Annotated in this window: 25 protein-coding genes; 4 read left to right on the top strand and 21 right to left on the bottom strand. The window is 67.7% G+C overall.

All coding sequences use genetic code 11. The annotated features are described in order from the left end of the window. Positions 1-3: 3 nt before the first annotated feature. From HDC35_RS16225 to HDC35_RS16190, 8 genes are read right to left on the bottom strand one after another with little or no spacing between them, the layout of a single operon-like run. Complete coding sequence (locus tag HDC35_RS16225) at positions 4-2190, bottom strand: phage tail protein (RefSeq protein WP_184648436.1); 2187 nt, start codon at positions 2188-2190, stop codon at positions 4-6. Positions 2191-2201: 11 nt separating this feature from the next. Beyond that, complete coding sequence (locus tag HDC35_RS16220; RefSeq protein ID WP_184648572.1) at positions 2202-2558, bottom strand: peptidoglycan endopeptidase; 357 nt, start codon at positions 2556-2558, stop codon at positions 2202-2204. A 49-nt stretch (positions 2559-2607) separates the two neighbouring features. After that, positions 2608-3429, bottom strand: a complete 822-nt coding sequence (locus HDC35_RS16215) for a DUF2163 domain-containing protein (RefSeq protein ID WP_184648435.1) — start codon at positions 3427-3429, stop codon at positions 2608-2610. Beyond that, entirely contained in the window at positions 3423-5747 is a 2325-nt protein-coding gene (locus HDC35_RS16210; protein WP_184648434.1) for a DUF2460 domain-containing protein, read from the bottom strand. Before HDC35_RS16210 ends, HDC35_RS16215 begins: the two co-directional genes overlap by 7 nt. Next, the gene (locus HDC35_RS16205; protein ID WP_184648433.1) at positions 5747-6328 is read right to left on the bottom strand and encodes a tail tape measure protein; all 582 of its coding nucleotides are present in this window, start codon (positions 6326-6328) and stop codon (positions 5747-5749) included. The genes HDC35_RS16210 and HDC35_RS16205 overlap by 1 nt, the downstream gene beginning before the upstream one ends. Beyond that, the gene (locus tag HDC35_RS16200) at positions 6321-6524 is read right to left on the bottom strand and encodes a phage tail assembly chaperone (RefSeq protein ID WP_184648432.1); all 204 of its coding nucleotides are present in this window, start codon (positions 6522-6524) and stop codon (positions 6321-6323) included. Before HDC35_RS16200 ends, HDC35_RS16205 begins: the two co-directional genes overlap by 8 nt. A gap of 1 nt (position 6525) precedes the next feature. Beyond that, positions 6526-6852 (bottom strand): gene transfer agent family protein, encoded by a 327-nt coding sequence (locus HDC35_RS16195; RefSeq protein WP_184648431.1) that lies wholly within the window; start codon positions 6850-6852, stop codon positions 6526-6528. After that, positions 6849-7256: a phage tail tube protein gene (locus HDC35_RS16190; protein ID WP_058805317.1), complete on the bottom strand. Its 408-nt coding sequence runs from the start codon at positions 7254-7256 to the stop codon at positions 6849-6851. The genes HDC35_RS16195 and HDC35_RS16190 overlap by 4 nt, the downstream gene beginning before the upstream one ends. A 48-nt stretch (positions 7257-7304) precedes the next feature. On the opposite strand from HDC35_RS16190, the gene HDC35_RS16185 reads away from it, so the two are divergent. Further along, the gene (locus HDC35_RS16185; RefSeq protein WP_184648430.1) at positions 7305-7640 is read left to right on the top strand and encodes a hypothetical protein; all 336 of its coding nucleotides are present in this window, start codon (positions 7305-7307) and stop codon (positions 7638-7640) included. Between the two features lie 226 nt (positions 7641-7866). Here HDC35_RS16185 and HDC35_RS16180 read toward each other — a convergent pair whose 3' ends face one another. The 12 genes from HDC35_RS16180 to HDC35_RS16125 form a co-directional block, all read right to left on the bottom strand. Further along, the gene (locus tag HDC35_RS16180) at positions 7867-8259 is read right to left on the bottom strand and encodes a DUF3168 domain-containing protein (protein ID WP_184648429.1); all 393 of its coding nucleotides are present in this window, start codon (positions 8257-8259) and stop codon (positions 7867-7869) included. Further along, positions 8256-8804, bottom strand: a complete 549-nt coding sequence (locus HDC35_RS16175) for a hypothetical protein (protein ID WP_184648428.1) — start codon at positions 8802-8804, stop codon at positions 8256-8258. The genes HDC35_RS16180 and HDC35_RS16175 overlap by 4 nt, the downstream gene beginning before the upstream one ends. Then, positions 8801-9082: a hypothetical protein gene (locus HDC35_RS16170; RefSeq protein WP_184648427.1), complete on the bottom strand. Its 282-nt coding sequence runs from the start codon at positions 9080-9082 to the stop codon at positions 8801-8803. Before HDC35_RS16170 ends, HDC35_RS16175 begins: the two co-directional genes overlap by 4 nt. A 24-nt stretch (positions 9083-9106) precedes the next feature. After that, positions 9107-9271 (bottom strand): hypothetical protein, encoded by a 165-nt coding sequence (locus tag HDC35_RS16165; RefSeq protein ID WP_184648426.1) that lies wholly within the window; start codon positions 9269-9271, stop codon positions 9107-9109. Beyond that, on the bottom strand, positions 9268-10734 hold the full coding sequence (locus HDC35_RS16160) for a tail fiber domain-containing protein (protein WP_184648425.1): 1467 nt from the start codon (positions 10732-10734) through the stop codon (positions 9268-9270). The genes HDC35_RS16165 and HDC35_RS16160 overlap by 4 nt, the downstream gene beginning before the upstream one ends. A gap of 97 nt (positions 10735-10831) precedes the next feature. After that, complete coding sequence (locus tag HDC35_RS16155) at positions 10832-11971, bottom strand: phage major capsid protein (protein WP_184648424.1); 1140 nt, start codon at positions 11969-11971, stop codon at positions 10832-10834. Positions 11972-11976: 5 nt separating this feature from the next. Next, complete coding sequence (locus tag HDC35_RS16150; RefSeq protein WP_184648423.1) at positions 11977-12411, bottom strand: HK97 family phage prohead protease; 435 nt, start codon at positions 12409-12411, stop codon at positions 11977-11979. A gap of 2 nt (positions 12412-12413) precedes the next feature. Beyond that, positions 12414-12722 carry a DUF6127 family protein gene (locus HDC35_RS16145; RefSeq protein ID WP_184648422.1) on the bottom strand — a complete coding sequence of 103 codons (309 nt, stop codon included), beginning with the start codon at positions 12720-12722 and terminating at the stop codon, positions 12414-12416. 94 nt (positions 12723-12816) lie between these two features. After that, positions 12817-13923, bottom strand: coding sequence for a phage portal protein (locus HDC35_RS16140; protein WP_184648421.1), 1107 nt, complete (start codon positions 13921-13923; stop codon positions 12817-12819). A 110-nt stretch (positions 13924-14033) separates the two neighbouring features. Beyond that, entirely contained in the window at positions 14034-14378 is a 345-nt protein-coding gene (locus HDC35_RS16135; protein WP_184648420.1) for a hypothetical protein, read from the bottom strand. Between the two features lie 60 nt (positions 14379-14438). Further along, positions 14439-15821 carry a DNA-packaging protein gene (locus HDC35_RS16130; protein WP_184648419.1) on the bottom strand — a complete coding sequence of 461 codons (1383 nt, stop codon included), beginning with the start codon at positions 15819-15821 and terminating at the stop codon, positions 14439-14441. Continuing rightward, positions 15802-16377: a hypothetical protein gene (locus HDC35_RS16125; RefSeq protein WP_184648418.1), complete on the bottom strand. Its 576-nt coding sequence runs from the start codon at positions 16375-16377 to the stop codon at positions 15802-15804. The genes HDC35_RS16130 and HDC35_RS16125 overlap by 20 nt, the downstream gene beginning before the upstream one ends. Positions 16378-16717: 340 nt before the next feature. Here HDC35_RS16125 and HDC35_RS16120 point away from each other — a divergent pair, with 340 nt between their 5' ends. Both HDC35_RS16120 and HDC35_RS16115 read left to right on the top strand, forming a co-directional pair. Next, positions 16718-17692, top strand: coding sequence for a hypothetical protein (locus HDC35_RS16120; protein ID WP_184648417.1), 975 nt, complete (start codon positions 16718-16720; stop codon positions 17690-17692). A gap of 141 nt (positions 17693-17833) precedes the next feature. Beyond that, positions 17834-18625 (top strand): DUF3800 domain-containing protein, encoded by a 792-nt coding sequence (locus HDC35_RS16115; RefSeq protein WP_184648416.1) that lies wholly within the window; start codon positions 17834-17836, stop codon positions 18623-18625. Between the two features lie 138 nt (positions 18626-18763). On the opposite strand, the gene HDC35_RS16110 is transcribed toward HDC35_RS16115, so the two are convergent. After that, positions 18764-19732, bottom strand: coding sequence for an IS1595 family transposase (locus HDC35_RS16110; RefSeq protein WP_184648415.1), 969 nt, complete (start codon positions 19730-19732; stop codon positions 18764-18766). 271 nt (positions 19733-20003) lie between these two features. Between HDC35_RS16110 and HDC35_RS16105 the strand changes: the two genes are divergently transcribed. After that, entirely contained in the window at positions 20004-20831 is an 828-nt protein-coding gene (locus HDC35_RS16105; protein WP_184648414.1) for a LytTR family DNA-binding domain-containing protein, read from the top strand. Positions 20832-20861 lie beyond the last annotated feature (30 nt).

Raw genomic sequence — 20861 nt, 5'->3', positions numbered from 1 at the left:
GCTTTATCCTTCTAAGGTCAACGGCAAGGACAGGGGCGGCGACAAGGCGAGGTCGCCGGCCTGGCGGATATCGATCGTGCATCCGGGCGGCAGCATCGCAAGGTCGCCCGCATCGATGGTCAACGCGGACGACGCGCTCTCCCACGGGCCGATCCCGGGCACGGCGGGCGACAGCGCGATGCGCCAGGCGTCGCGCGTCTCCCCCGGCGCCTGGTCGACATGGTCGCGCCATCCCGCATCGGCGCGGCTACGCCGGATCCAGTCGATCGTCACCCCGCCCGCGCCATTGGCCCGGACCCGGCCGTGGACGGGTGCCAACGGCCGGAGCGCCCGTCCCGCGGCGGGCACCGGGATCTCCGCCAACGCACCGCCGCCGCGCGGCATCCATTGCAGCGTCGCGTCGCCGCCCTCGGCCCATCGGGCCAGTTCGGCGGGCAACGCCAAAGACGCCGAATCGTCGAGCAGCACAAAGGCATCTCCGGCCGCATGCGCCATTTCGTCTGCGGTTCCGGCGCGGCCGCGAAGCAGGCGCGACAGGCGCCACACACCCGGCGATACGGCTTCGGCGATACCGAATTGCATCAGCTCGCCGCCGATCATCGCGCGGTTCGCCCCGCCCAGCAACGCAGCGTCGCCCACCGATTCGAGCGTCATCGCCGGATTGACGAGGGTAACCACCGCCGCATTCTCCATGTCGAACAGGCAATCGCTGGCCGCCGCAAGCGGTTCGGCGAGCTCGCCCAGCGCAACCGCCGGGCGGATCGAGCCGACCGGGATCGGTTCGGCGCCCGCCGCCGGCACGAACCAGCAGTCGGCGCCGCGCCAGCCGTCGTTGCTGCCGCCCCCCGCGATCAGGATATGCGGCGCCGACGCCGCCGGCATGGCGATATTGGGCAGGTCGAACAGGCGGACCGTGCCGACGGCATCGGGCCAGTCGGGCGCCGCGACCGGAACGCCGTGAGCAGCGGGCAGGTCTAGGGCAGGCAGCGGTTGATGGCGCTTCAGTTCGAGCAAAAGCTCGCTGCCCCGGACGGTCCGCCCGGCCAGTCGCCAGCCGCTGCCGTCCGCCAGCGTCACGACCTGCCCGACCGCCAGCGCCAGCGCCGCCAGGTCGGCGCGCCAGATCATCGTCTCGCGCCCGTCGGCGGCCGCGCGCGCCAACGCCAGCGCCAGCGCACGCGCCGACCCCGCCGGCAACACCGCGGGCAGGTCGATCCGTTCCTCGCGCAGCCCGCCGCCAGCGACCGCGCTCGACTGCTGTCCCAGCTGGTAATCGCGGCCGGGCTCATAGTGACGCAGCCGGATCGTTCCCGGAAGCGCCGACAGCGGCATACGCGTCTGTTGGGTCCGGTCGATCGCTGCCTCGACGCGCCGCGCTTCGCTAAAATCGTCCAGCGCCAACGGCACGCCGGCCAGCGCGACGGGCGCAAGGCGCCATGCATCGGGGCCCGACACCAGCCCGGTCTGGTCGGCATCGAACAGCGGCGCCAGCGCATCTCGGGCGCGGTCGCCCGATGCCGCATAGCCGGCAAAGCGCCACGCTCCGCCGCAACGTCCTGTTTCACCGAGCAGCCGGTCGCCGATCGTCCCGGCGTCGATCTCGCCGGCATCGGCCTCAATCTCGAAGGTCAGCGACGGAATCCGGTTACCGAAACCGCCCAGCTCCAGTTCCTCGAAAACCGCATAGGCCAGCCCGCGGAACGCACTCGCCGATCCGATGCCGGTCGCAGACGCGATCAGCGGATCGACCGGTTGGTCCTCGCTTCCGGCATACCAGCGGAATGTACATCGCTCGTGGAATGTCCCGCTCGATCCGCGCAGCAGGTTGCCGTCGGCCCAGATCCGCCGGATCGCGCGAATGGGTCGCGACGACAGCGCGACCGCCAGCGACACGGCATAGCTATATTCGGTCACCGACGGCCGCCCCTTGCCGCCGCCGCGCTTGTCGCGGCGTTCGATCAGGTCGGTCGCCCAGATGACGCTCCCCGCGACGCGCATCGTCCCGAACAATTGCGGTATCTGCTGGCCATAGGTCGACGCCTGGACTTTCAGGTCGGCCAGCCGCGGCCCCTCGCGCCCCTTGGGTTTGAAGACCGCGGCATCGACCTGCTGGCCGATCGCCGCACCCACCGCGGCGCCGACCGGCCCGCCAACTATTCCGCCGACCACCGTCAGCACCAAGGTCGCCATTGTCGTTCCCTTCAAGAAAGCCGCCAGCGCGCCGCGGCGAGCAGCTGCGCATCCACGGGCGTTTCGACCACCCGCCGCAGCCCGGCGTGCGCATGCACCATCCGTCCGCACCCGATCAGACCGAGATGGAACTGACCCGCGGGCAGCGCGATCAACGCCGCATCGCCGTCGCGCGCATCGGACACCATCCGGAACCCCGCCGCCTCCAGCGCCGCGACTATCCGTTCCCGGCACCACCCGCGCAGCGGATAGTCGCGCGGCGCGTCGAGCGGGCACCCCGCCGCCGCATAGGCGGCCCAGACCAGCCCGACGCAATCGAGCCCGGTCGCGGGATCGCGTCCCTGCGGCCGGAACCGCACGCCGATCATCCCCCGCGCGGCCGCAAAGGCCCGTCTCGCCAAAAGGTCGCAGCGCGCATCATCCACCGGGATAGCGCGTCAACAGGTCGTTTCCCGGCAGGTGCGCCTCGCCGCGAAAATTGACCGCGTTGGCAAAACGGTCGCGGCACGTCGCCAGCTGCTTGTCGCATCCCTCGATCAGCCGCACGCGCACCGGCCCCGCCGGCGCAAAGGGCGGGACCTCCGCCAGATGCAGCACCGCGCCTTCGGCCGCGATCACCGGGCTCGCGAGCCCGCAGTTGCCGCCCTCCATCCACATCAGCTCGCCGAACGCGATCCCCGGGGCCGGCGCGTCGAGCGTCACCATCCGTCCATCGACCGCCGTCGCGCGCCGCATATGCGTGCGCGGCGCCAGGTCGACGCGGCATGCCCGGTCGCCCAGCATCGCCCGGCACGACGGCGAGGTCGCGGGGCACACCGGCCGGTCGAGCAGCCGCGTCACCCCCTGCAACTCCGCCGCGAAAGCCGCCCCGCGCCGTTCGATCGCGCCCAGCGATCCCCGCGCGACCGTCACCGGCGCCACGTCCGGCGCGCTCCAGTCGGTGACGAACAGCTCGAGCTCGGCGCCGTCCCAGCGCCCGGCGTCGAGGTCGCGCGCCGCAATCGCATCGCTCGTCACCGCGCCTTCCAGATCCATCGTCGCCGCATCGAGGCTGTCGCTCGTCTCCAGTGCCGACGGCTTCATCCCCGGCGCCGCGCGATACAGCAGGCCGCCCATCGTCAGATCGCGGTCGTGCGAGGTCAGCCCGATCGTCACCCCGTCGCGCCGCGCCAGCCGCCAGCACCAGGCCAGCGTGACCAGCTCGTCGCGCAGCCAGTCGGGCGCGCGCTCCATCACCATGGCGCACGCACTTCGACCAGCGGCACGCTCGCCACCTCGCCCGCCAGGAAAGTCGCGCGGCTCGTCTCCAGCCGGTCCTCGGCAAAGCGCACCGGCACGTCGTACAGGAAGCCCGCGCGGACCGCCGCCCCCGGTGCGGGCGCGACGTCGAGCGATATCTCGCCCTCGCCCGTCACAAGGAACGCCGCCGTCTCGATCCCGTCGACCGACACGCGCACGCTCGCGGCGACCGGCAGGCGAATGCTGCGCCGATGCTCCGCGTCGCCGCTGCCATAATATTTGACCAGCGCGAATTGCCGCCGCACCCCGTCGCCGGTGCCAAGCATCTGGTCGGCCGCCGTCGGCGGTCCGTTATCGACGGCCGAACTGCTGTCGAACGGGTCGCGGAAACGGAAAGCGCGCGCCGCCCCGCGCCGCGCTCGAAAGAAATCGGTCAGCGCCCGCACATCGGCTTCGGACCGGACCCCCGGTCCCGCATCGTACCGCATCCGCGCCTCGGCCCATTCGCTCGCGCGCTGCTCGTGTCCCGCGGGCGACCCCACGATCTGCGTCGAAAATTCGGTCACGACCACCGCCTCGCGCCCGATCGCGATCGGGAAATCTACCGGATCGAAAGCCTGCACTTCGCCCTCCCCGTCAAAGGTCACGAACCCGTCGCGCGCCACCTGCGGCAACGCCCAGATAAAGATGCGCGCGGCCCCCGCGCGCCGCACCGCATCGGCGGCCTCGGCGATCGCCGCCCACTGCCCCCGCTGTTCGGGCAGCAGCACGAAGCCGGAAAAATACTGCTGATCCTCAATCGGATAGCCCAGTCGCGCGGCCATCGCGGCCCGCGCACCCGCCGTCTCGGCACCGCGCCCGCCGGTCACCCAGTCATAATCCTCCAGCTGCAGCACGTCGAATGCGGGCGCCGCCCATCCCGTCGGCACATTGGCGCGGCGCACCGCGGGCGCCGCCGGGTCGAGCACGGTCGGAAGGTAAACGAGCAAATGGCTGACCAGCCCCGCCTCGCCGGCTTCGTCGCGCGCCGCCGCGACCAGCGCCTCGGTCGACGCCGCCAGCAGCGCTCCCAGCGCGTCGAGCATCGCGAGCTGCGGCGCGTCGAGCGCACCGCGCACATCCGCGATCGCCACGCTCGCAGCCCCCAGCGTCGCCGTCGTTGCCGCGTCATAGGCACAGATGCGCCCCCCGGATGCGATCCACCACCAGGGCTCGCCCACCTGGAATTTCGACGGCAGGCCTGCCGCGACGCCGATCGCGACGAACGCCCGTGCGACCAGCTGCAAATATCCCATCGCCCCCGCATTCGCGGGCGACAGCAGCGCCGACGGCGGGTCCCACCCGGTCAGCGCCGGCGCACCGTCGCTCGCGCGCTGTTTCCACGCGCCGGGGCAATAGGCATCGAACAATTCGTAGGAGAGCGACCAGATCACTCCCAGCCCCGCGCCGCGGCACGCCGCCGCGAAGCCCGCATGCCACGCCGCGCAGGGCCTATTGATCGCGCCGCCCGCGACGTCCGCGCGCAACTCGCCGCCCGCTAGGGCCAGCCGCATATAATGGCTCATCCCGACATAATGGACGATGTCGCCGCGGTAACCGAGCTGGATCACCTGCCGCACCAGCCGCGCCGGGGTCAGGTGATAGCTGTCGTCATAACCGCTCGCGATCCCCACGCCATGCTCGGGCATCGCGACATCGCCGATCGCCAGCACCGATCCCGACCCCGACGCGGCGATATCGCTCATTTCGGCCCAGCCCTCGACCGCCGCCGCCAGCGATCCCGTACCGCCGTCATAGGCGGGCGGCACCAGCGAGACGAACATCCGGTCGATATCGCCCGCCCACACCGGGTCGGCCTCGCCGGGCAACAGATACCCGCCGTCCAGCGCGTCGAAATCGAGGCTGACGACCGCATCCTCGGCCGTCCCGTGGGCATAGTTCCAGAGCCGCACATACCAGGCGCGCGGGTTCCCCGCCGCATCGCGTCCCTCGATCGTCAACGTCGGCCCATGCAGCGCATCGAGCGGCTTCACCCCGCCCGACCGCCAGCGAAAGCTCAGCTGCGTGTGCCGGAAATCGCGGCGCGTTTCATAAGCAAGCAAGGGATGGTCCCAGCGATCCTCGCTTTCCCAGATCAGTCCCGCCAGATCCTCCTTCCGGTAAAAGACCGCCTCGACGCGCAGCGAAGCCGGCGCGTCCGACGTCACGCTCGCCATCATCGGCCGCGCGAAATCGACTGTCCAGAACCGCGGGTCGAATCGTTTGAGCCAACCCTGGCGATGATGCGGCTCGGCCGCCGCGAGCAGCGCCCAACCCATCAATCGTCTCCGCTCGCGACCGCGCGCCGCACCGCGCGCGCCAGCTGCCGGCCCGTTTGCGCCAGCCGTTGCGGCTCGCTTCCCGTCTGCCCATGCACATTCACCGTGATCGCGATGTTGCGCGGCTGGCCGCCCCCCGTCTCGATCCGTCCGCTCGCGGTCGGCACGAACAGCTCGGGCCCGCGCTCGCCGACGCGATAGGCGCGCCCCGCGCTCACCGGCCCGCCGGTCGCGCGCCCCGGCGCGCCGAACAGCGCCTGCGCGATCGAGGCGCCGAGCGACAGCAAACCACCCCCGCCGCCGCTCGCGCCGCCCCCGCCCATCGCCGCACCGATGCCGGCCGAAATCGCCGCGCGCGCGATGTCGGACATCACCGACAGCGCGAGCCGCTTCAGATCCTCGAACCCCATCTTGCCACTGACGATCGCCCGCGTCAGCGCGCGTTCGATCGCGCGGCCGCCGGCATCGGCGGCGGACCCCAGCGATCCTTCCAGCTCGCTGCGCAGCGCGGCGACCTCGCGCCGGAACGCTCCCGTATCGGCGCGCACCGAAACCAGCATGTCATCGACCTCGTCACCCATCGGGAAACCTCTCCATCATCGCCGCCAGCGCGGCGCCGTCGAAACCCGCCGCATCGTCCGCCTCGACCCACCCGCCCAGCGCCGCGCGCACATCGGCCGGCGTCGCCGCCCAGAACTCTCCGGGCCGCCAGCCAGCGACGCGCGCCATCACGCCCGCCAGCCGGACAGCCGCCGGGCCCAGTCGATCGCCTTCCATCTCAGCGTCCCTGCAAGATCTGTCCCAGCAACAGGCGCAGCGCGGGGGTCGCTGCCGCCAGCCCCTGCTGCACGATCGCCTCGCCCAGCGCGTCGCGCGTCAGCGCCTCGGGCCGGTCCCGGACGCAATGCCAGAACAGCGCGGCCAGCTCGCCCAGCGCCAGCCGCCCGTCGGCCGCGCGCTCGACCAGCGCGAACAGCGGCCCCAACTCGGCTTCCGCCGCGACCAGCGCGGCAAAACTCGGGCGCAGGACGTGCACCGATCCACCGACGCGCAGCTCCGCCTCGCCGCGCAGCGCATTGGCCCCCGTTTTCGCCGGGGCGCTCACAGGCTTGCCACCGCGCCGCTCGATTCCAGGTTCAGCGTGTAATTGCGCTCGCCGTTATAATCGCCGGCATAGTCCAGCCGCGTGACCAGGAAGCGTCCGCGCATCCGCTCGCCGCTTTCAAAGCTCAGCTCATAATCGTCGATCGTACCCGCTAGCGCGTGGCCGCGCAGCCGCACCTCGGCGTCGGACCCGGTAAAAATGCCCGCCGCGCTCACCGAAACCGACCGCACGCCGGCGCCCGGCAACAACTCGCGCCACCCGGCCGAATCCTTGGTCGTGACGTTGACCGCCTCACCGTTCACCGACAATTGCGTCGTGCGCAATCCCGCCACCGTTTGATAGGTCGGCGGGGCGCCGCCGTCGCCGACCTTGAGCAGAAAAGCGCTCCCATTTTCAATTGCCATCGTCTAATCTCCTCGGACAGAAAATCATGCGTAACGGGGAGTCGCGGGATGCTGATCACCACATTGCTTCTGGCCGCCATGGCGCCGGCGCCGGCCGCCGCGGTCGACACGACGCGCGCCGCTTTCACCAAATGCCTGCGCGACCACATGAAGGCGTCGCTCGAAGCCAAGATGGAAGAGGCGGAATATGAACTGGCGCTCAAGGCGGCCTGCACCGCCGAACGCGACGCCTTTCACAAGGCGGTGATCGCGCTCGGCCGCTCGGGCGGCGATTCCGAAAAGGTCGCGACCGAGGATGCCGACATGCAGGTCGACGATTATCACGCCAATTTCACCGACAAGTTCAAGGATTACAAAGCAAACAACTCGCTTCCCGGCGAGTGAGGCCGCGCTGGACACCCGTCCCGTCGCTTTTGGGGTGGGTAGCCGTCACAGTCAGCTTCCCCTCGTCACCCCGGACTTGATCGGGGGTCCATGACTTCGACGCCGCGATGGATCCCGGATCAAGTCCGGGATGACGATGGGTGGAATATCCTCCCCATGCCTGCGGCACAGCGAGGATCGAACGTCCGCAACCGGTCGAAACCGGTCATGCGTCACCCACCTCACCCTAACCAGCCAGGCATCGGCACCGCACCACCAGTTCGTGCCGCCACCCCCCGTCGCGGGCAAAGCCGAAACGCGTCCGGATCGTCCGCACGCCGACCACCGTCCACTCGTCCGCCGCGCCGCGCAGGCCCATGGCGACCGCTTCGATCCGCGCCGCCGCGCAGTCGTCGATGCCGCTTCCCGCGCCGACCAGCGCCAGCGTCAGGCCTATTTCACGCCCGGGTCGGTCCTTGGTGCCCCAGTCGCGGCCCTCGGCCGCGCCGACGCTGACATAGGGCGCGCTCGCCCGCGCCGGCACGCCATCGAATATGCCATGCACCAGCCCCGCCAGCTCGGCATCCTGTGTCAGCAGCGCCAGCGCCTTCGCGCGCACCGCCCGTTCGGCGCCGGTCATCGCGTGCCTCCCAGGCTCAGCCTACGCCACGGCTGCCACAGCGCCGCGATCACGGCGGGCGGCGTCGCGCCCGTGCCGTCGCGCGCATCGTACAGATGCTGTGTCATGCGGACGATCCCCTGCCGGATCGCCTCGGGAACCGCGTTGACCCCGTCCGCCAGCCCGGCGCGATAGGCGATCCGTACCCGATCGGCTTCGCCCGGCGCCGCGACGACCAGCTGCACCGCGCCGCCCGCTTCGCGTATCAACTTGTAATCCGCCGCGCCCAGCACCGTCTCGCCGCCTTCCCGCGTCAGCAATGTCACGGTCTCGGCCGCGATCACCGGCCGCGCCGTCGGGCGCGCCGTGCCGCTGCGGAGCGGCAGCGTCTCCTCCGCCGTCCGCACGATCAGCCATTGGCCGATATAGGCTTCGCAGATTCCCGTCGCGGCGCGCAGCAGCTGCGCGACCACGGCATCCTCGATGCTCGGCCCCAGCCGCAACCAGCCGCGCGCTTCGTTCAGACTCACCGGCACATCGCCGGGGATCGGACTCGTCGCCATCATCGTTCCTCCACCCGCATCGTCACCGATCGTTCGTCGACCTGACCGTCGCTCATCGTCACCCGGTTGGTGATCCGGTAGACATGGCCCGCGATCCCGCCGGCCAGCGTCGCCGTCGCCTGCGACAGGTCATGCGCCGACGCGGGCACGACGACGCCGCCGGCTTCGTCGGGCACGACCGCCCAGTCGCTCGCGACCACCGCCTGACCGCCGGGATAGGCGGTGTGCCAGTCGAATTCGAAATCGATCCGCGCGCCGGGGTCTTTCACCATCATCGCCATCGCCGCTCCTTTCTCGCTCCTTGTTCAGGGTTTGCGCACGGTCACGCGCCGGCCCGCCTCGCGGACGACCTGCCGGCGCTGCGACGGGCTGCGTTCGCCGCCCGGCTCGGGCCCGCCCCATTCGCTCGCAAGGTCGCGCCGCGCGGTGTCGCCGATGGCCCGCGACGCAAGCGCCGCCCCGGTAATCATGCGGCCATCTCCAGCGCCGCCAGCCGCTGCTCCTGCGCGGCGATCAGGAACAGGGCGAGCTGATCGGGGCGGATACCGAACCGGTCGCCGCCTTCGCCGCCCGCCGCGTCCGTCCATTCGTCCCAGCATAGAAAGGCATAGGGCGTCGTACCCGGCCGGCCGTCGGCGCCGATCGCGTCGATCAGCCCCTCGTCAGCCATGATCGCCCACACCGTCTGCGCGCGCACGCCGAAATGACGCCGCGCCGCACCCGCCCCCTTTTCGGCGATCGCATCGTTCCATTGATAAAAGCCCAGTTCCGCCGCGATGCGGCTGGCGGCGCGCAGTTCGCGCGCGTCCGCCGCCCCCTGCCAGCTTTTTTCGCGGGCGTCGGACGTCACCGTCGGGCTGGCTCCGAAATAGCTGTTGTTCCAGCGATAGGATGCCGCGGCCAGGTTTTGCGCATTGTCGGTTCCCGGCCGGACGACGCCCGACGCCTGGATCACCAGCCGCGGCGACAGCACCGTATCGGTCGCCGCCGCTTTCGTCGCGAGGATCAGGTCGCCAAAGGCGCCGCTCGCGGTGTTGGTAAGGATATGTCCCGAAATCGCGGCCCAGCGCTCGACGTCGGTATCGCCGGTCGCGGCAAAAACGATCTCGCCGCCATTCCCTATGGTATTGCTGTTGCTCTGAAACAGCAGCCGCGGGCCCTTCGCCCCGATCGCGGTGCCGGTGGTGGTCGTCGCCTCGATGCAGGTCGTCGGCGTCGCGCCGCGCAAATGCATTGCGTGCGCCGCGGTGCCGCCGATCCCCAGCCCCGTCGCGGTCAGCCGCGCCCGTTCGGCGCCCCCCGCCGCAAAGCCGATCGTATCGGCCTCGGGGTTGAACAGCCCGGTGTTCGGATCGGCGGCAAAGCTCAAGGACGGGGCGGCGGCGCTTCCCGGCGTCCCGCCCAGCGCGGCGCCCGCGACGACCGTCCCGCCCGCATCGCGATAGGCCAGTGCGGTCAGCGGAATATTCACCCAGCCGGCGCCGCGCCGCACCGTCAGCGTGTCGCCCTCGGCCCCCGTGGACGCGGGGTCGTGCCCGGTGGACAGCGGCTGCTTGCCCGCGACCGCTATGCCAAGCGCCGCAAGGCTCGCGCTCGCTGTCGCCGCGGCGGTGTCGCTGCTCGCGAACCACCCGGCACCGACGGTCAGCGCGAGGGTCTTCAGCCCGACGGCGAAATCGACCGGCGAACCGCCGTTCGACGATGCCGACACGCTCTGCCGCACCAGTCGCCCGCCGCCGTCGATCTGCCCCAAACCGACCTCCCATTCGTCGGGATGGGCGATGCCCGCCACGGCATAATGAAACGACGTGCCGGGCGGCACGGTGCCGGCAAAGCGGCGATGTCCGGGGACCGCGCCGTTCGGGGTCAACGGTCCGGTCCCGCCCTCCTGGCACAGCTCGCGTACCAGGTCGGCGAAAAAGGGGGTCGGCATGGCAACGCCATCCTTTCCTGATCCTAATGGGGAAAAATAGACGCCCGGCCCGCCCGAAAGGGGGGGAGCAAGGCCGGGCGCCCCTCGCGCCGGCTATTTAGGCGGCGGCGAATTTCATCAGCTTGATGGCCTGTGAATCGATGATCGCACCGCCGACCCTTTTTGTTGCATAGAAATGCACGAAGGGCTTGTTGCTGAACGGATCGCGCAAGATGCGCGTCTCGCCGCGGTCGGCGATCAGATATCCGGCGCCGAAATTGCCGAAGGCGATCGACAGGCTGTTCGCGGCGACGTCGGGCATATCCTCGGCTTCGACCACCGGGTAACCCAGCAAGGTCGCCGCCTGCCCCTCGACCAATCCCGGCTGCCAGATAAAGGCACCGTCGCTCGTCTTGAACTTGCGGATGCGGGCGAGCGTGTCGCTATTCATCACCCAGCACGCCCCCTGCCGGTATGGCGCCTTCAGCGAATGGACCAGCTCGACCAGCTTGTCCTGCGGGTTCGACGCGGGAAAGGCGCCCGCCGTCCCGGTCGCCAGATGCTGGAGCGTCCCGAACGCGCGCGCGCTGTCGGCCTCGTTCGTCGTCGCATAGGTCAAAAAGCCCTTGGGCCGGTTCGTCCCGTTGCCGGTCACGAAGGCCGCCCCTTCCGCGACCGCGAATTCACGCCCCAGCTCCTCGGCCAGCCAGGCCTCGACATCGAACATCGCATCGTCGAGCATCGACTGGCTCGCCGCCGGATTGGCGTAAAGCTCGCCCGACGGCGGCGCGATCTCGGCAAAGCCGCGCGTCGCCGTCTCGGGCCGCGCCGCACTCTCGCCGACCCAGCCCGCGCCCATCGATCCGGTCGCGACCAGCTTGCGATAGCCGCTCGTCCCCGTCTGCACGACCGTCGCGATCGACCGGATCGGCGACAGCGCCTTCAGCGTCGCGGCGATGCTGCCGTCGATTTCGCGCGGTACCGCATAGCCGCCCTCGCCGCCGCTCGCCCCCGACAGGCTCTTCATCTCGACGCCGGCATCGATCCCGCGCCGCAGATATCGCTCGACAAAGGCATCACGCGCCGGATCGGCCGCCTTCGCCCCGTCGAGCGGCAAGCGCGACGCCGTCACGGCTTGGCGCTCGACCTGTGCCTTCAGCGCCGCCACCGACGCCTTCAACTCGTCGACCGCCTCGGCCGCCAGCACGGCATCGAATGCCCCCTCGAGCGCATCCGCCTTCACTTCCATATCGTCCATATCCGTCACTCCTTCACCACCTGAATCACCCGCGCCAGCGGCTGCATCGGCGCCGCCACCAAGCTCACCTCGGCAAGGTCGAGCGCCGTCAGTTCGCGCGGCCTCTCCCCCCGCGCGCCGCGCACGCGATACCCGAAGCTCAGCCCCGTCAGCGCGCCCTGCGCGACCAGCTTCGCCGCGACCGGATGCGTCACCCGCGCCACGACGCGTAAGCCCCGCGCATCTTCCGCCAATGTCTCGATCGAACCGACCACCGCCCCCGGCCGGTGCTGCCACAGCAAGGGCACGACGCGCCGTTCGCGCAAACTCGCGGCAAACGCCCCCGCGCGCACAATGTCGCCGCCCCGATCCTCCCGGTCGAACACCGAGGCGTAACCGCCAAAGCGGATACCCCCTCCCGCTTGCGGGAGCGGTCGGGCGAGGGCCTGTTCCGCCGCCATGCTCACTTCAGCAGCCCCGGCAGTCCCAGCTTCACCGCCAACCCGACCACGACAAGCGCCAGCCCGCACCGCACCGCCCAGTCGACCACGGCCTTCCACGCGCTCTTCTTCGCATCGCGCCAGGCGCCGAGCAGCTGGCGCAAATCGCTCACATCGTCGCGCGCCGCTTCGTCGGCGAGCCCCAGCCGCGCCAGCGCGCGCCGCGCGCCCAGTTCGCTCGCTTCCTCGACGACTGCGCGCAGCAGCGCCGCATCGGGCGCGCCCGTCCCCGCCAGCGCGATCAACCGCGCCAGCGCCTCGTCTTCATCCATTTATGTAACTCCTTCGTCATCCCGGCCTTGATCCGGGATCCACAGCTGCGCCGAAGTCATGGCCCCCGGTTCAAGTCCGGGGTGACGACGCAGGCTACCCCACCCCCAAAAGCGCCTTCTTCTCGTCCGCCGTCAGCCAGCCCGCGCCCGACACCTCGCGCCACAGCGCCATCCGGTCCTCGACCAGCGCCGGCACCCGGTCGAGGTCGACGCGCAGCTCGGCGCCATCGAACCACCCGCTCAACCCTTGCGAAATCGCACCCAAAATCTTCGCGCAGAGCGGCAGCACCGTCAGCCGCCACAGCGCGCGGTTCGCCTCGCGATAATTGGCATAGGTCGCATCCCCCGGCAGTCCGAGCAGCATCGGCGGCACCCCGAACGCCATCGCAATCTCGCGCGCGCTCGAATCCTTCAGCGCCAGGAAATCCATCTCGGCGGGCGACAGCGACAAGGCCTGCCACTTCAAACCGCCCTCCAGCAGCAACGGCCGCCCCGCATTCGTCCCGCCCGCAAAACTCTCGGCCAGCTCCTCGCGCAGCCGGTCGACCTGTTCGGCCGACAACGGCATCCCCTTGTCGCCCGGATCGTGCACCAGCGCTCCCGAAGGCCGCGCCGCATTCTCCAGCAGCGCCGCATTCCACTTCGCCGCGGCATTATGCGCCGCGATCGCGCCCGATGCTGCGCCCAGGCACCCCGCGCCGTAATGATCGTCGAGCGGATGCAGCGCCTTCACATGCACGACCGCGACGCGTCCCGCGCCATCCTCGGCGGGCAGCACCGCCGCCGACCCGCCGGCCTTGTACTGATAAGCCACCGGCCACCCGCGCGCGTCGGCCTCGACCGTCACCCGCTCGGGGCGCAGCGCGAACAGTTCCGCCGGCGCGCCCGCGCCATCGGTCAGTATCTGCACATAGCCATTGCCGTGGAGCAGCAGCTGCGACGCCAGCGTCTCGACCAGCCCCTGCCCGCCCGACGTCGCCGCAACGAGCGCGCCCAGCGCCGGATCGCTCGCCACCACCGGCGCCGATCCCGCGGCCTCGGCAACAAGCCGCACCGCCCGCTGCACGATCGCATTGGACAAATAGCCCTCGCGAACCTGCGCCTCCCAGCTCAGCGGGGCAGGCGCCGACCAGCTCCCATAGACACGCGACAAAGCGGGCCGCGCAGCACCCTGCGCGGCCTTGCGGCCAAACCAGTTCATGATGATCTCCTGCAATCGCGCCCGCGACGTCGCGCTTCTAAATTGACGTCACCCCGGGCTCGACCCGGGGCGTGCCTATTCTACTCTTTCGGAACTATATGCCGCCCGCTTCATTCAGAACGTTCCAAAGCTCGCAGTTGGTCTATGATTGCGTCCGACATCGGGGCGCTCGTGATGATAAAGAGTTCATCCTTCAAATCCGGAACATCGTGCTTGAAGCGAATGCGAAAGCCGGACGCGCCGCTGATCTCAAGCGCGCTAATTGGCCCGTAGCTCCCGTAACGCTGGTCCTTGATCTCCAGATAGTGATCGTGACCGAAAAACTCGTCGGCCGCGCTTGGATCGCACGGCCTTGAGATGATGAGGTAGGCAGCAGGCGAGCCGCTAAGGTCAAAAGCGATTTGCGCAACGCCGTCTTCGATTGAAACACTCTCTCCGACGCTTAGGCACTTCATCGCTTGCCCCCAAAATCGACGTTTCGCACGTGTAAACTTGAACGTCCGGAACCGCAAAGCTCAAACCCGCCTTACTCCCGGCTCCCGCCCCCTCTTCAACCCGTCCAGCAGTTCCGCCAGCGCCCAGACGCACGCATCCGCCCGATCGGGCGAGCGCCCCGGCCCCGCATAGCCGCCGCCCACCTGCAACCCGCAAAGCTGGTCTTCCAGCGCCGCAAACGCCCCCGCATGCACCACCCGCCCGCGCTCATAGGCGATCGCGACCGGCTCGGCGCGGCGCGCCTTACCGACGCTCGCATGCACCGGCACCACCGGCAGCGTCAGCTCGGCCTGCCGCAGCGTGTTCTCGACCATCTCGCCGCCCATATTGCTCTCGGCGACCACACGGTCGGCGCCCCAGCGCGCCGCCGCGCTCGCAACCGCCTGCGCCCACACCGCGGGCGGCGGGTTCTCGACGCTCGCATCCTCGACCACCGCCAGCCTCCCGTCGCGCAGCAGCGCCGCCACCACGATCCCGCACGCGTCGCCGCGGCTCGTCGCGGGCGGATCGACCCCGATCACGACGCGCACCGGCTTGGCCGTTGCGTCCGCGCCAACCCGGCACCGCTCGATCAGCCCCCGCGTCCACAGCGCGCCCTCGACATCCTCGAGCAATTCGCCATCGAGCTCCTGCCGTCCAAGGCGCGTCCCGCCGTAACTCAGCAGCATCGCCTCGACGAAATTGTCGGGCAGGTGCACATTGTCGCGCGTCCGGCCGAATGTCTCCGCGATCCCCGGCACCGCCTTGATCCGCCGCATCACCGCATTGCTGCGCGGCGTCGTCGTGACCAATGTGCGCGGCCGTTCGCCGAGCCGCATTCCCAGCATCAGATTGTCCCACGCCGCCTCGCCGCGCCGCCATTTCGCCAGCTCGTCGCACCACGCCACATGATGTTCGGGGCCGCGCAGCTCCTCGCCCGCCTCGGCCGAATAGAGTGTCGCCACCGCGCCGCTCGCAAAACGCAGCTCGCGCCGTTCGCGGACCCAGCGCGCCGGCTCATGGTCGCGCGCCACCGCGATCAGCCCGCTCGGTCCCTCGATCATCACGCGCACGCCGTCGGCATGCGTTGCTGCCACCAGCGCGATCCGGGCATCCGGGATATCGCGCGCAACCTGGCTCACCCACTCCGAACCCGCGCGCGTCTTGCCGAACCCGCGGCCCGCCTGGATCAACCAGACGCGCCAGTCGCCCTGCGGTTCGCGCTGGCCGTCATTCTCGAATCCATACCAGCGGCGGATGAACTCGCGCTTTTGCGCAGCGTTCAGCCCGCGCAGGACGTTCCGCCGCTCGGCCTCGGTCAGCGTCTCCCACCATGCCCAGAAATCGTCGGTCCGTATCCGGCGCGACCACGCATCGGTCGCATCGATCGCGGCGGAGCTCAGCTCATCGGCCAGCCGGCGCATCGGGCGCGTCCCCTTTGCCTTTGTCGCCGCCGGGCGGCGGCAGCGCGGCGACGCCGCCCTCCCCGGCGCGTCGCGCCCGCTGGCGGAGCACCATGGCGATCCGCTTGAACAGCACCGCGTCGGTTTCTTCCTGCGTCGCCACCTCGCGCGGCTGTGACCGGCGTCCGACGGCGGCGCCGCGCTCGACGCTCGCACGATGCTGGCGGAGCAGCGTGATCGCCTGCGCGACCGTCATCTTCTCGACCAGCTCCTTGCCCTCGTCATCCAGCGCCAGTTCGTCGACGGCTTCGAGCGCGCGGCGCACCAGCGCCATTTCGAGCCGCTCGTAACCGAGTTCCAGCGCTTCCTGCCATTGCCGCGCGAACAGGGGATCGCGGCGACGGAGCCGGTACGCACTCCCCTGCGCCATCTCCGCCACGCCATGGGCGCGGCGGACGTTGCACGACATGGCAAGCTCGGCCAGGAACGCCGCGCGGCGCGCCTTGGTCCATCCGTTCGCCTTGGTCTTCTTGATCTGAAGCGGCCCGTTACACTGCGGTCCGATCTCATCGTCCATCGCCACCTCCAAAAACATTCGGGCCGGAACACCCTCCCGCAAACGGAAGGGCGCCGGCCCGAATCGCAATTCTTCATGATGTGACACTTGTGGCGTTTATGTAGTTTGCAAACCCACAAGCATCTTGACTGACGAGCGTCCCTTACGGTGGACGCGATTCGCCATGATGTAGAAATCTCTACACGCAGCGTCACGCTTTGTCAAGATATTTTAACCGATATGGTTCATGGCCCATCGGATCGTATGGGCGGCGCTGTATAGTCGCCGGATCGGATTTAGACACGACTGGACTCCCCTGCCACAGGCCCTAATTTAGACGTGCGGGAACAGGAGCGATGAATTGACAAACGGACCAAAGGAAATCACCCCTTCTGGCATTAAGATCAATGTCTTAGCAGCCAAATCGACACAAATGGAAATCACCTCAAAGCAGGGGGTTTTGGCCCTTGGCATCGAGAAGGCCGGTGATTTTGGCGACGTAGGCATGGGCGTCTTGTCAAACGGCACCCCATATTTGAACCAGCGCGGGTTGGCGGTGCTTTGCGGCGTTGAGAACGCCCATATCGGCACGATCAGCTCACAATGGAATGAGTCAGACCTAAAGCCTCGAATTAAGAAGATTAAGGCCATTCTCGACGAGTCCAATCTCGTCGCTGAAACCGCTCACGTCGAGATCGTTCACGGCGGGAAAGCCCACTTTTGTTATCCGGCGGAAGTCTGCCTCGCGATCCTCGAATACTATGCGATGGACGCTGGCGCGAACGTCCAAGAGCAGGCGCGCCGCAATTTCCGCCTGTTGGCCGGGTCGAAGCTAAGGGACATGATTTATAGCCAAGTCGGCTATGATCCTACAGGTGCCGATCGTTTCAAAAAGTGGCATGACCGGATAGCGCTCAATTATCAGTCTGCCCCACGCGGCTATTTTCACGTTTTCAATGAGGCCCACACCATCATTTATGAGCTTATCGTTGCTGGCGCACAGATCGGCGAGAAAACCGTCGTTGATATTTCTATCGGAATCCATTGGGGCAAATTCTGGAGCGAGAACGGCCTAGAGACGGATTTCGGCGACCGGATCAAGTATCCTCACAATTATCCCGCAGATCATCCTCAGGCCAAGTCAAACCCGCAAGAATCATGGTGCTACCCGCTTAGCGCCCTTGGGGCTTACCGCGAGTGGTTGCAGGACCACTACATCGAGGGCGGCAAATTTGCCGGATACCTACAGGCCAAGGTTAAGAGTGGCGACCTAGCACCATCCGTTGCCCAACTAGCGATAGAGGCGCTTACCCCTGCCCAGTTGACGTCTCAGTAGGTCTCGTCACCGGCTTATGCTTCACCAGCTTCCCTAGGCGCTCGTCAAAGCGCTTGGGATCATCGTCAGTCTCAAGGTCGCGCGCAGCTTCCTTGAACTTGTCAATTTGACTCTTTGGGCTGTTCATGGCTCTACTTCCGAATGCTCTATCGCATGTATGTCGATGAATGCGGCACCGACGATATTATTAGCTGTCACCTGCCGGATCACCAGCATTTGGCGGTTACCGGTGTGGTTATATCACACACAGACGTTGCGGCCAACGCGACGCCTGAACTCAACGCGATCAAGCACCAATTTTTCCCGCGCGCCGATCCCGACGCGGCTCCGGCAGTCCTTCATCGCAGCGACTTTTTATCTGCAAAAGGCGACTTTGAGTGTCTAAAGGACGGCGCCACGATGGCCTTGTTTCAGGACCGGCTGTTCGCGTATCTCGACGCCCTTCCCCATACAGTCATCACCGTGGTGATCGACAAGCACGCGATGCTTCGTAAGCAACATTGGCAGTTGAAAGAACCTTATCTCTATTGCGCGGAGGTGCTGGCCGAGAAGTACGTCCAGTACCTAGAGAGGGTGAACGGTAGAGGCGACGTTTACGCCGAAAGCCGGAAGGACAAAAAGAACAAAGCGCTGGCGAAGCACTTCGCAGAAGCCTGCACCAATGGAACGCAATTTGTGAAAGACCCTGAGCGGTTCAAGGCACGACTCACGACGTTCGACATCGAGTTTCGCGAAAAGAAGCACAACAATACCGGCCTTCAGATCGCCGATCTATACGCGAAACCAAGCTTCGACAGAGTTATGCTGTTGCGGGATAAGGACACCCCTCGCAAGCCATTTTCGGCTCGGTTCGGCGACCTGCTTTGGGATCGCAAATACGATCGTAGCTGGGATGGGACTAGGAACGGCTACGGGATGAAATACCTCCCATAACAAAAACGGGGCCGTCAGCCCCGTTCGATGGATTAGTGTACCATCTACATCCTTGCGGAATAATCACCATATAGGTCAAATGGTGCTGAAAGTCAAGGCGTTAGGCATCATTGCAAGCAACTGAAAGTGAATCACTTTCTACGCTTCGACGTCAGGACTCCTATACGTCAGACGCTTGCCAACGATGCCCCGCACCGCTGCAACAGCCCGACCGCGATCATCAATGCCGTTCGCCTGACGGGTGTTATAGCGGAACTCGAACTCTGCAAGGTAGCGGTGCAGATGCTGTTCGCCGCAATGCTGATAGACGCCCTTCATGCCGCGCTTGAAAATCGAGAACGCACCTTCAACGGTGTTGGTGTGGATCGTGCGATCCTTGTAATCGACATACTGGCGAGCGCCGTGGAGCGTCGTGCCATGCTCGGCGAACTCGCGGCCAATCTTCTTATACATCTTGGCTTCGTCGGTCATCAAACGGGCTTCGCGGGCGATGTTATTCAGGACGATGGGGTGAACCTCGTCGGCGCGGAACTTGTCAAAGGTGAACGAGCGCATGGTGCCGCTCTCGCGGTCCACAAGGGCGATGACGCCGAACTTGTGAGCCGTGCCAGCCTTGGCGCCGCGACGGCCTTCCTTGGTGCCGAAATAGGTTTCATCGACCTCGACAGCGCCACCGCCAGAACCGAACGGGGCAGCGAGGTCGCCCGAACGCATGGCTTCGCGGATGCGGTGGGCAAGGAACCAAGCGGTCTTGTACTGGACCTCAAGGATGCGGCCAAGCTGGTGGGCGCTGATACCCTTCTTGCTCGACGCAATCAGGTGGACGGCCTGTAGCATCTTGTGGAGCGGCATGCGGGCATGTTCAAACACGGTGCCCACCTTCACCGTGAACTGCTTGCGGCACTCACCACATTTCTTGAGGCCGTGACGGAGCGCGCCCTCGGGGCTTTTCAGGGTTGGCTTGCCGCGAACGCCCGACAGGTCATAGACCCGACCACCCACCACGCCGCAATGCGGGCAGACAACTCCGTCAGCCCAAACGATGCTTTCCAGATGCTCGAAAGCCTTGGCTTCGTCATGGAAATAGGGGGAAGAAAGAACCGACATGGTGATGTGCTCCGTTGATGCACATTCTATAGCCCTTTCGGTTGGGTTTGTAAACTACATAATCGCGACACTTGTGCCATAACAGCGTGACGATGTCAATAGAAATAACCTATATGGTGATTTTCACCCTGACCTGCCCCTTTCCTCATGCATTCATCCCTTCTATGGCTGCAAAGGCGCTCGGGATGGCCCGCATGCCGGTCCCGCGCGGCGTGGTTTCCGGCGGACCGGCGCGACGGGCGCCCCGCCGATCGAACGGGATGACCGGCGCATGACCGACGATGGCAAGGCAAGAACACCCGATGCGCGCCTCGTCGCGATTGGCGCCGGCGCGCTGCTCTGGGCTCTCGTCACGCTCGCCAGCGCGGCGCAGGGACAGGTTTTCGCCGCTTACCGCGGGCGGCCGCAGGACTGGTGGCCGACGCTCGGCTACACGGCGGCGATCTTTTCGGTCTGGGCGCTGCTGACGCCGCTGCTGCTCAAGACCGCCGACGCGCTGCTCGCGGCACGGCTGCCGCGCCGGGCCGCTGCGGCGCTCTGGATTTTGGGTTATCCGCTCGCGACCGCGCTGCACGTCGCGCTCTTCGTCCTCCTCTTCCGGCCCATCTACGGCGCGCAGGCCCCGACCCGATGGGCCATGGTCGAACCGGTACTGCTCGCCAATGTCGACAAGGCCGCCTTTGCCTATCTGGCGCTGGTCGCCGCCGCGCATCTGCGCCGCCGCCTGCGCGCGCCGACGCCCGCCGCCGCGGCCGCCTCCACACCGGCGGGCGACGACGGGCTGTGGATTCGCGTTTCGGGCGGGTTGCACCGCGTGCCGCTCGCCGAAATCGATTGGATCGCGGCGGCCGGCGACTATGCCGAGGTCCATGCGGGCGAACGCAGCCTGCTCACCGACCGGTCGCTCGCGGCGCTCGCCACCGAACTGCCCGGCGCCGAATTCGCGCGCGTCCATCGCGGCGCGATCGTGCGGCTCGACCGGGTGCGCGAGGTGCGCCGCCTCGGCCGCGGCGATGCCAGCCTGCTGCTTTGCACTGGGCAGACGCTGCGCCTCAGCCGCCGCTATCGCGAAAACGTCGCCGCGCATCTTGCGCTCTGACCCGCTTGGCGAAGCGGCGGTCCCGCTTGC

The organism is Sphingopyxis sp. JAI128 (assembly GCF_014207235.1).
Lineage (GTDB): Bacteria > Pseudomonadota > Alphaproteobacteria > Sphingomonadales > Sphingomonadaceae > Sphingopyxis.
Note: the sequence above shows the minus strand (reverse complement) of the source record. Positions and strands in the feature narration are given on the sequence as shown.

Excerpts from the sequence above, each read along its gene's own strand:
- HDC35_RS16205 (WP_184648433.1), bottom strand. The coding sequence starts at position 6,328 with ATGGGTGACGAGGTCGATGACATGCTGGTTTCGGTGCGCGCCGATACG.
- HDC35_RS16160 (WP_184648425.1), bottom strand. The coding sequence starts at position 10,734 with ATGCCGACCCCCTTTTTCGCCGACCTGGTACGCGAGCTGTGCCAGGAG.
- HDC35_RS16140 (WP_184648421.1), bottom strand. The coding sequence starts at position 13,923 with ATGAACTGGTTTGGCCGCAAGGCCGCGCAGGGTGCTGCGCGGCCCGCT.
- HDC35_RS16135 (WP_184648420.1), bottom strand. The coding sequence starts at position 14,378 with ATGAAGTGCCTAAGCGTCGGAGAGAGTGTTTCAATCGAAGACGGCGTT.
- HDC35_RS16165 (WP_184648426.1), bottom strand. The coding sequence starts at position 9,271 with ATGATTACCGGGGCGGCGCTTGCGTCGCGGGCCATCGGCGACACCGCG.
- HDC35_RS16220 (WP_184648572.1), bottom strand. The coding sequence starts at position 2,558 with ATGATCGGCGTGCGGTTCCGGCCGCAGGGACGCGATCCCGCGACCGGG.
- HDC35_RS16110 (WP_184648415.1), bottom strand. The coding sequence starts at position 19,732 with ATGTCGGTTCTTTCTTCCCCCTATTTCCATGACGAAGCCAAGGCTTTC.
- HDC35_RS16215 (WP_184648435.1), bottom strand. The coding sequence starts at position 3,429 with ATGGTGATGGAGCGCGCGCCCGACTGGCTGCGCGACGAGCTGGTCACG.
- HDC35_RS16150 (WP_184648423.1), bottom strand. The coding sequence starts at position 12,411 with ATGGCGGCGGAACAGGCCCTCGCCCGACCGCTCCCGCAAGCGGGAGGG.
- HDC35_RS16145 (WP_184648422.1), bottom strand. The coding sequence starts at position 12,722 with ATGGATGAAGACGAGGCGCTGGCGCGGTTGATCGCGCTGGCGGGGACG.
- HDC35_RS16115 (WP_184648416.1), top strand. The coding sequence starts at position 17,834 with ATGCTCTATCGCATGTATGTCGATGAATGCGGCACCGACGATATTATT.
- HDC35_RS16130 (WP_184648419.1), bottom strand. The coding sequence starts at position 15,821 with ATGCGCCGGCTGGCCGATGAGCTGAGCTCCGCCGCGATCGATGCGACC.
- HDC35_RS16225 (WP_184648436.1), bottom strand. The coding sequence starts at position 2,190 with ATGGCGACCTTGGTGCTGACGGTGGTCGGCGGAATAGTTGGCGGGCCG.
- HDC35_RS16190 (WP_058805317.1), bottom strand. The coding sequence starts at position 7,256 with ATGGCAATTGAAAATGGGAGCGCTTTTCTGCTCAAGGTCGGCGACGGC.
- HDC35_RS16105 (WP_184648414.1), top strand. The coding sequence starts at position 20,004 with ATGACCGACGATGGCAAGGCAAGAACACCCGATGCGCGCCTCGTCGCG.
- HDC35_RS16155 (WP_184648424.1), bottom strand. The coding sequence starts at position 11,971 with ATGGACGATATGGAAGTGAAGGCGGATGCGCTCGAGGGGGCATTCGAT.
- HDC35_RS16200 (WP_184648432.1), bottom strand. The coding sequence starts at position 6,524 with ATGGAAGGCGATCGACTGGGCCCGGCGGCTGTCCGGCTGGCGGGCGTG.
- HDC35_RS16175 (WP_184648428.1), bottom strand. The coding sequence starts at position 8,804 with ATGATGGCGACGAGTCCGATCCCCGGCGATGTGCCGGTGAGTCTGAAC.
- HDC35_RS16210 (WP_184648434.1), bottom strand. The coding sequence starts at position 5,747 with ATGGGTTGGGCGCTGCTCGCGGCGGCCGAGCCGCATCATCGCCAGGGT.
- HDC35_RS16180 (WP_184648429.1), bottom strand. The coding sequence starts at position 8,259 with ATGACCGGCGCCGAACGGGCGGTGCGCGCGAAGGCGCTGGCGCTGCTG.
- HDC35_RS16185 (WP_184648430.1), top strand. The coding sequence starts at position 7,305 with ATGCTGATCACCACATTGCTTCTGGCCGCCATGGCGCCGGCGCCGGCC.
- HDC35_RS16170 (WP_184648427.1), bottom strand. The coding sequence starts at position 9,082 with ATGGCGATGATGGTGAAAGACCCCGGCGCGCGGATCGATTTCGAATTC.
- HDC35_RS16125 (WP_184648418.1), bottom strand. The coding sequence starts at position 16,377 with ATGGACGATGAGATCGGACCGCAGTGTAACGGGCCGCTTCAGATCAAG.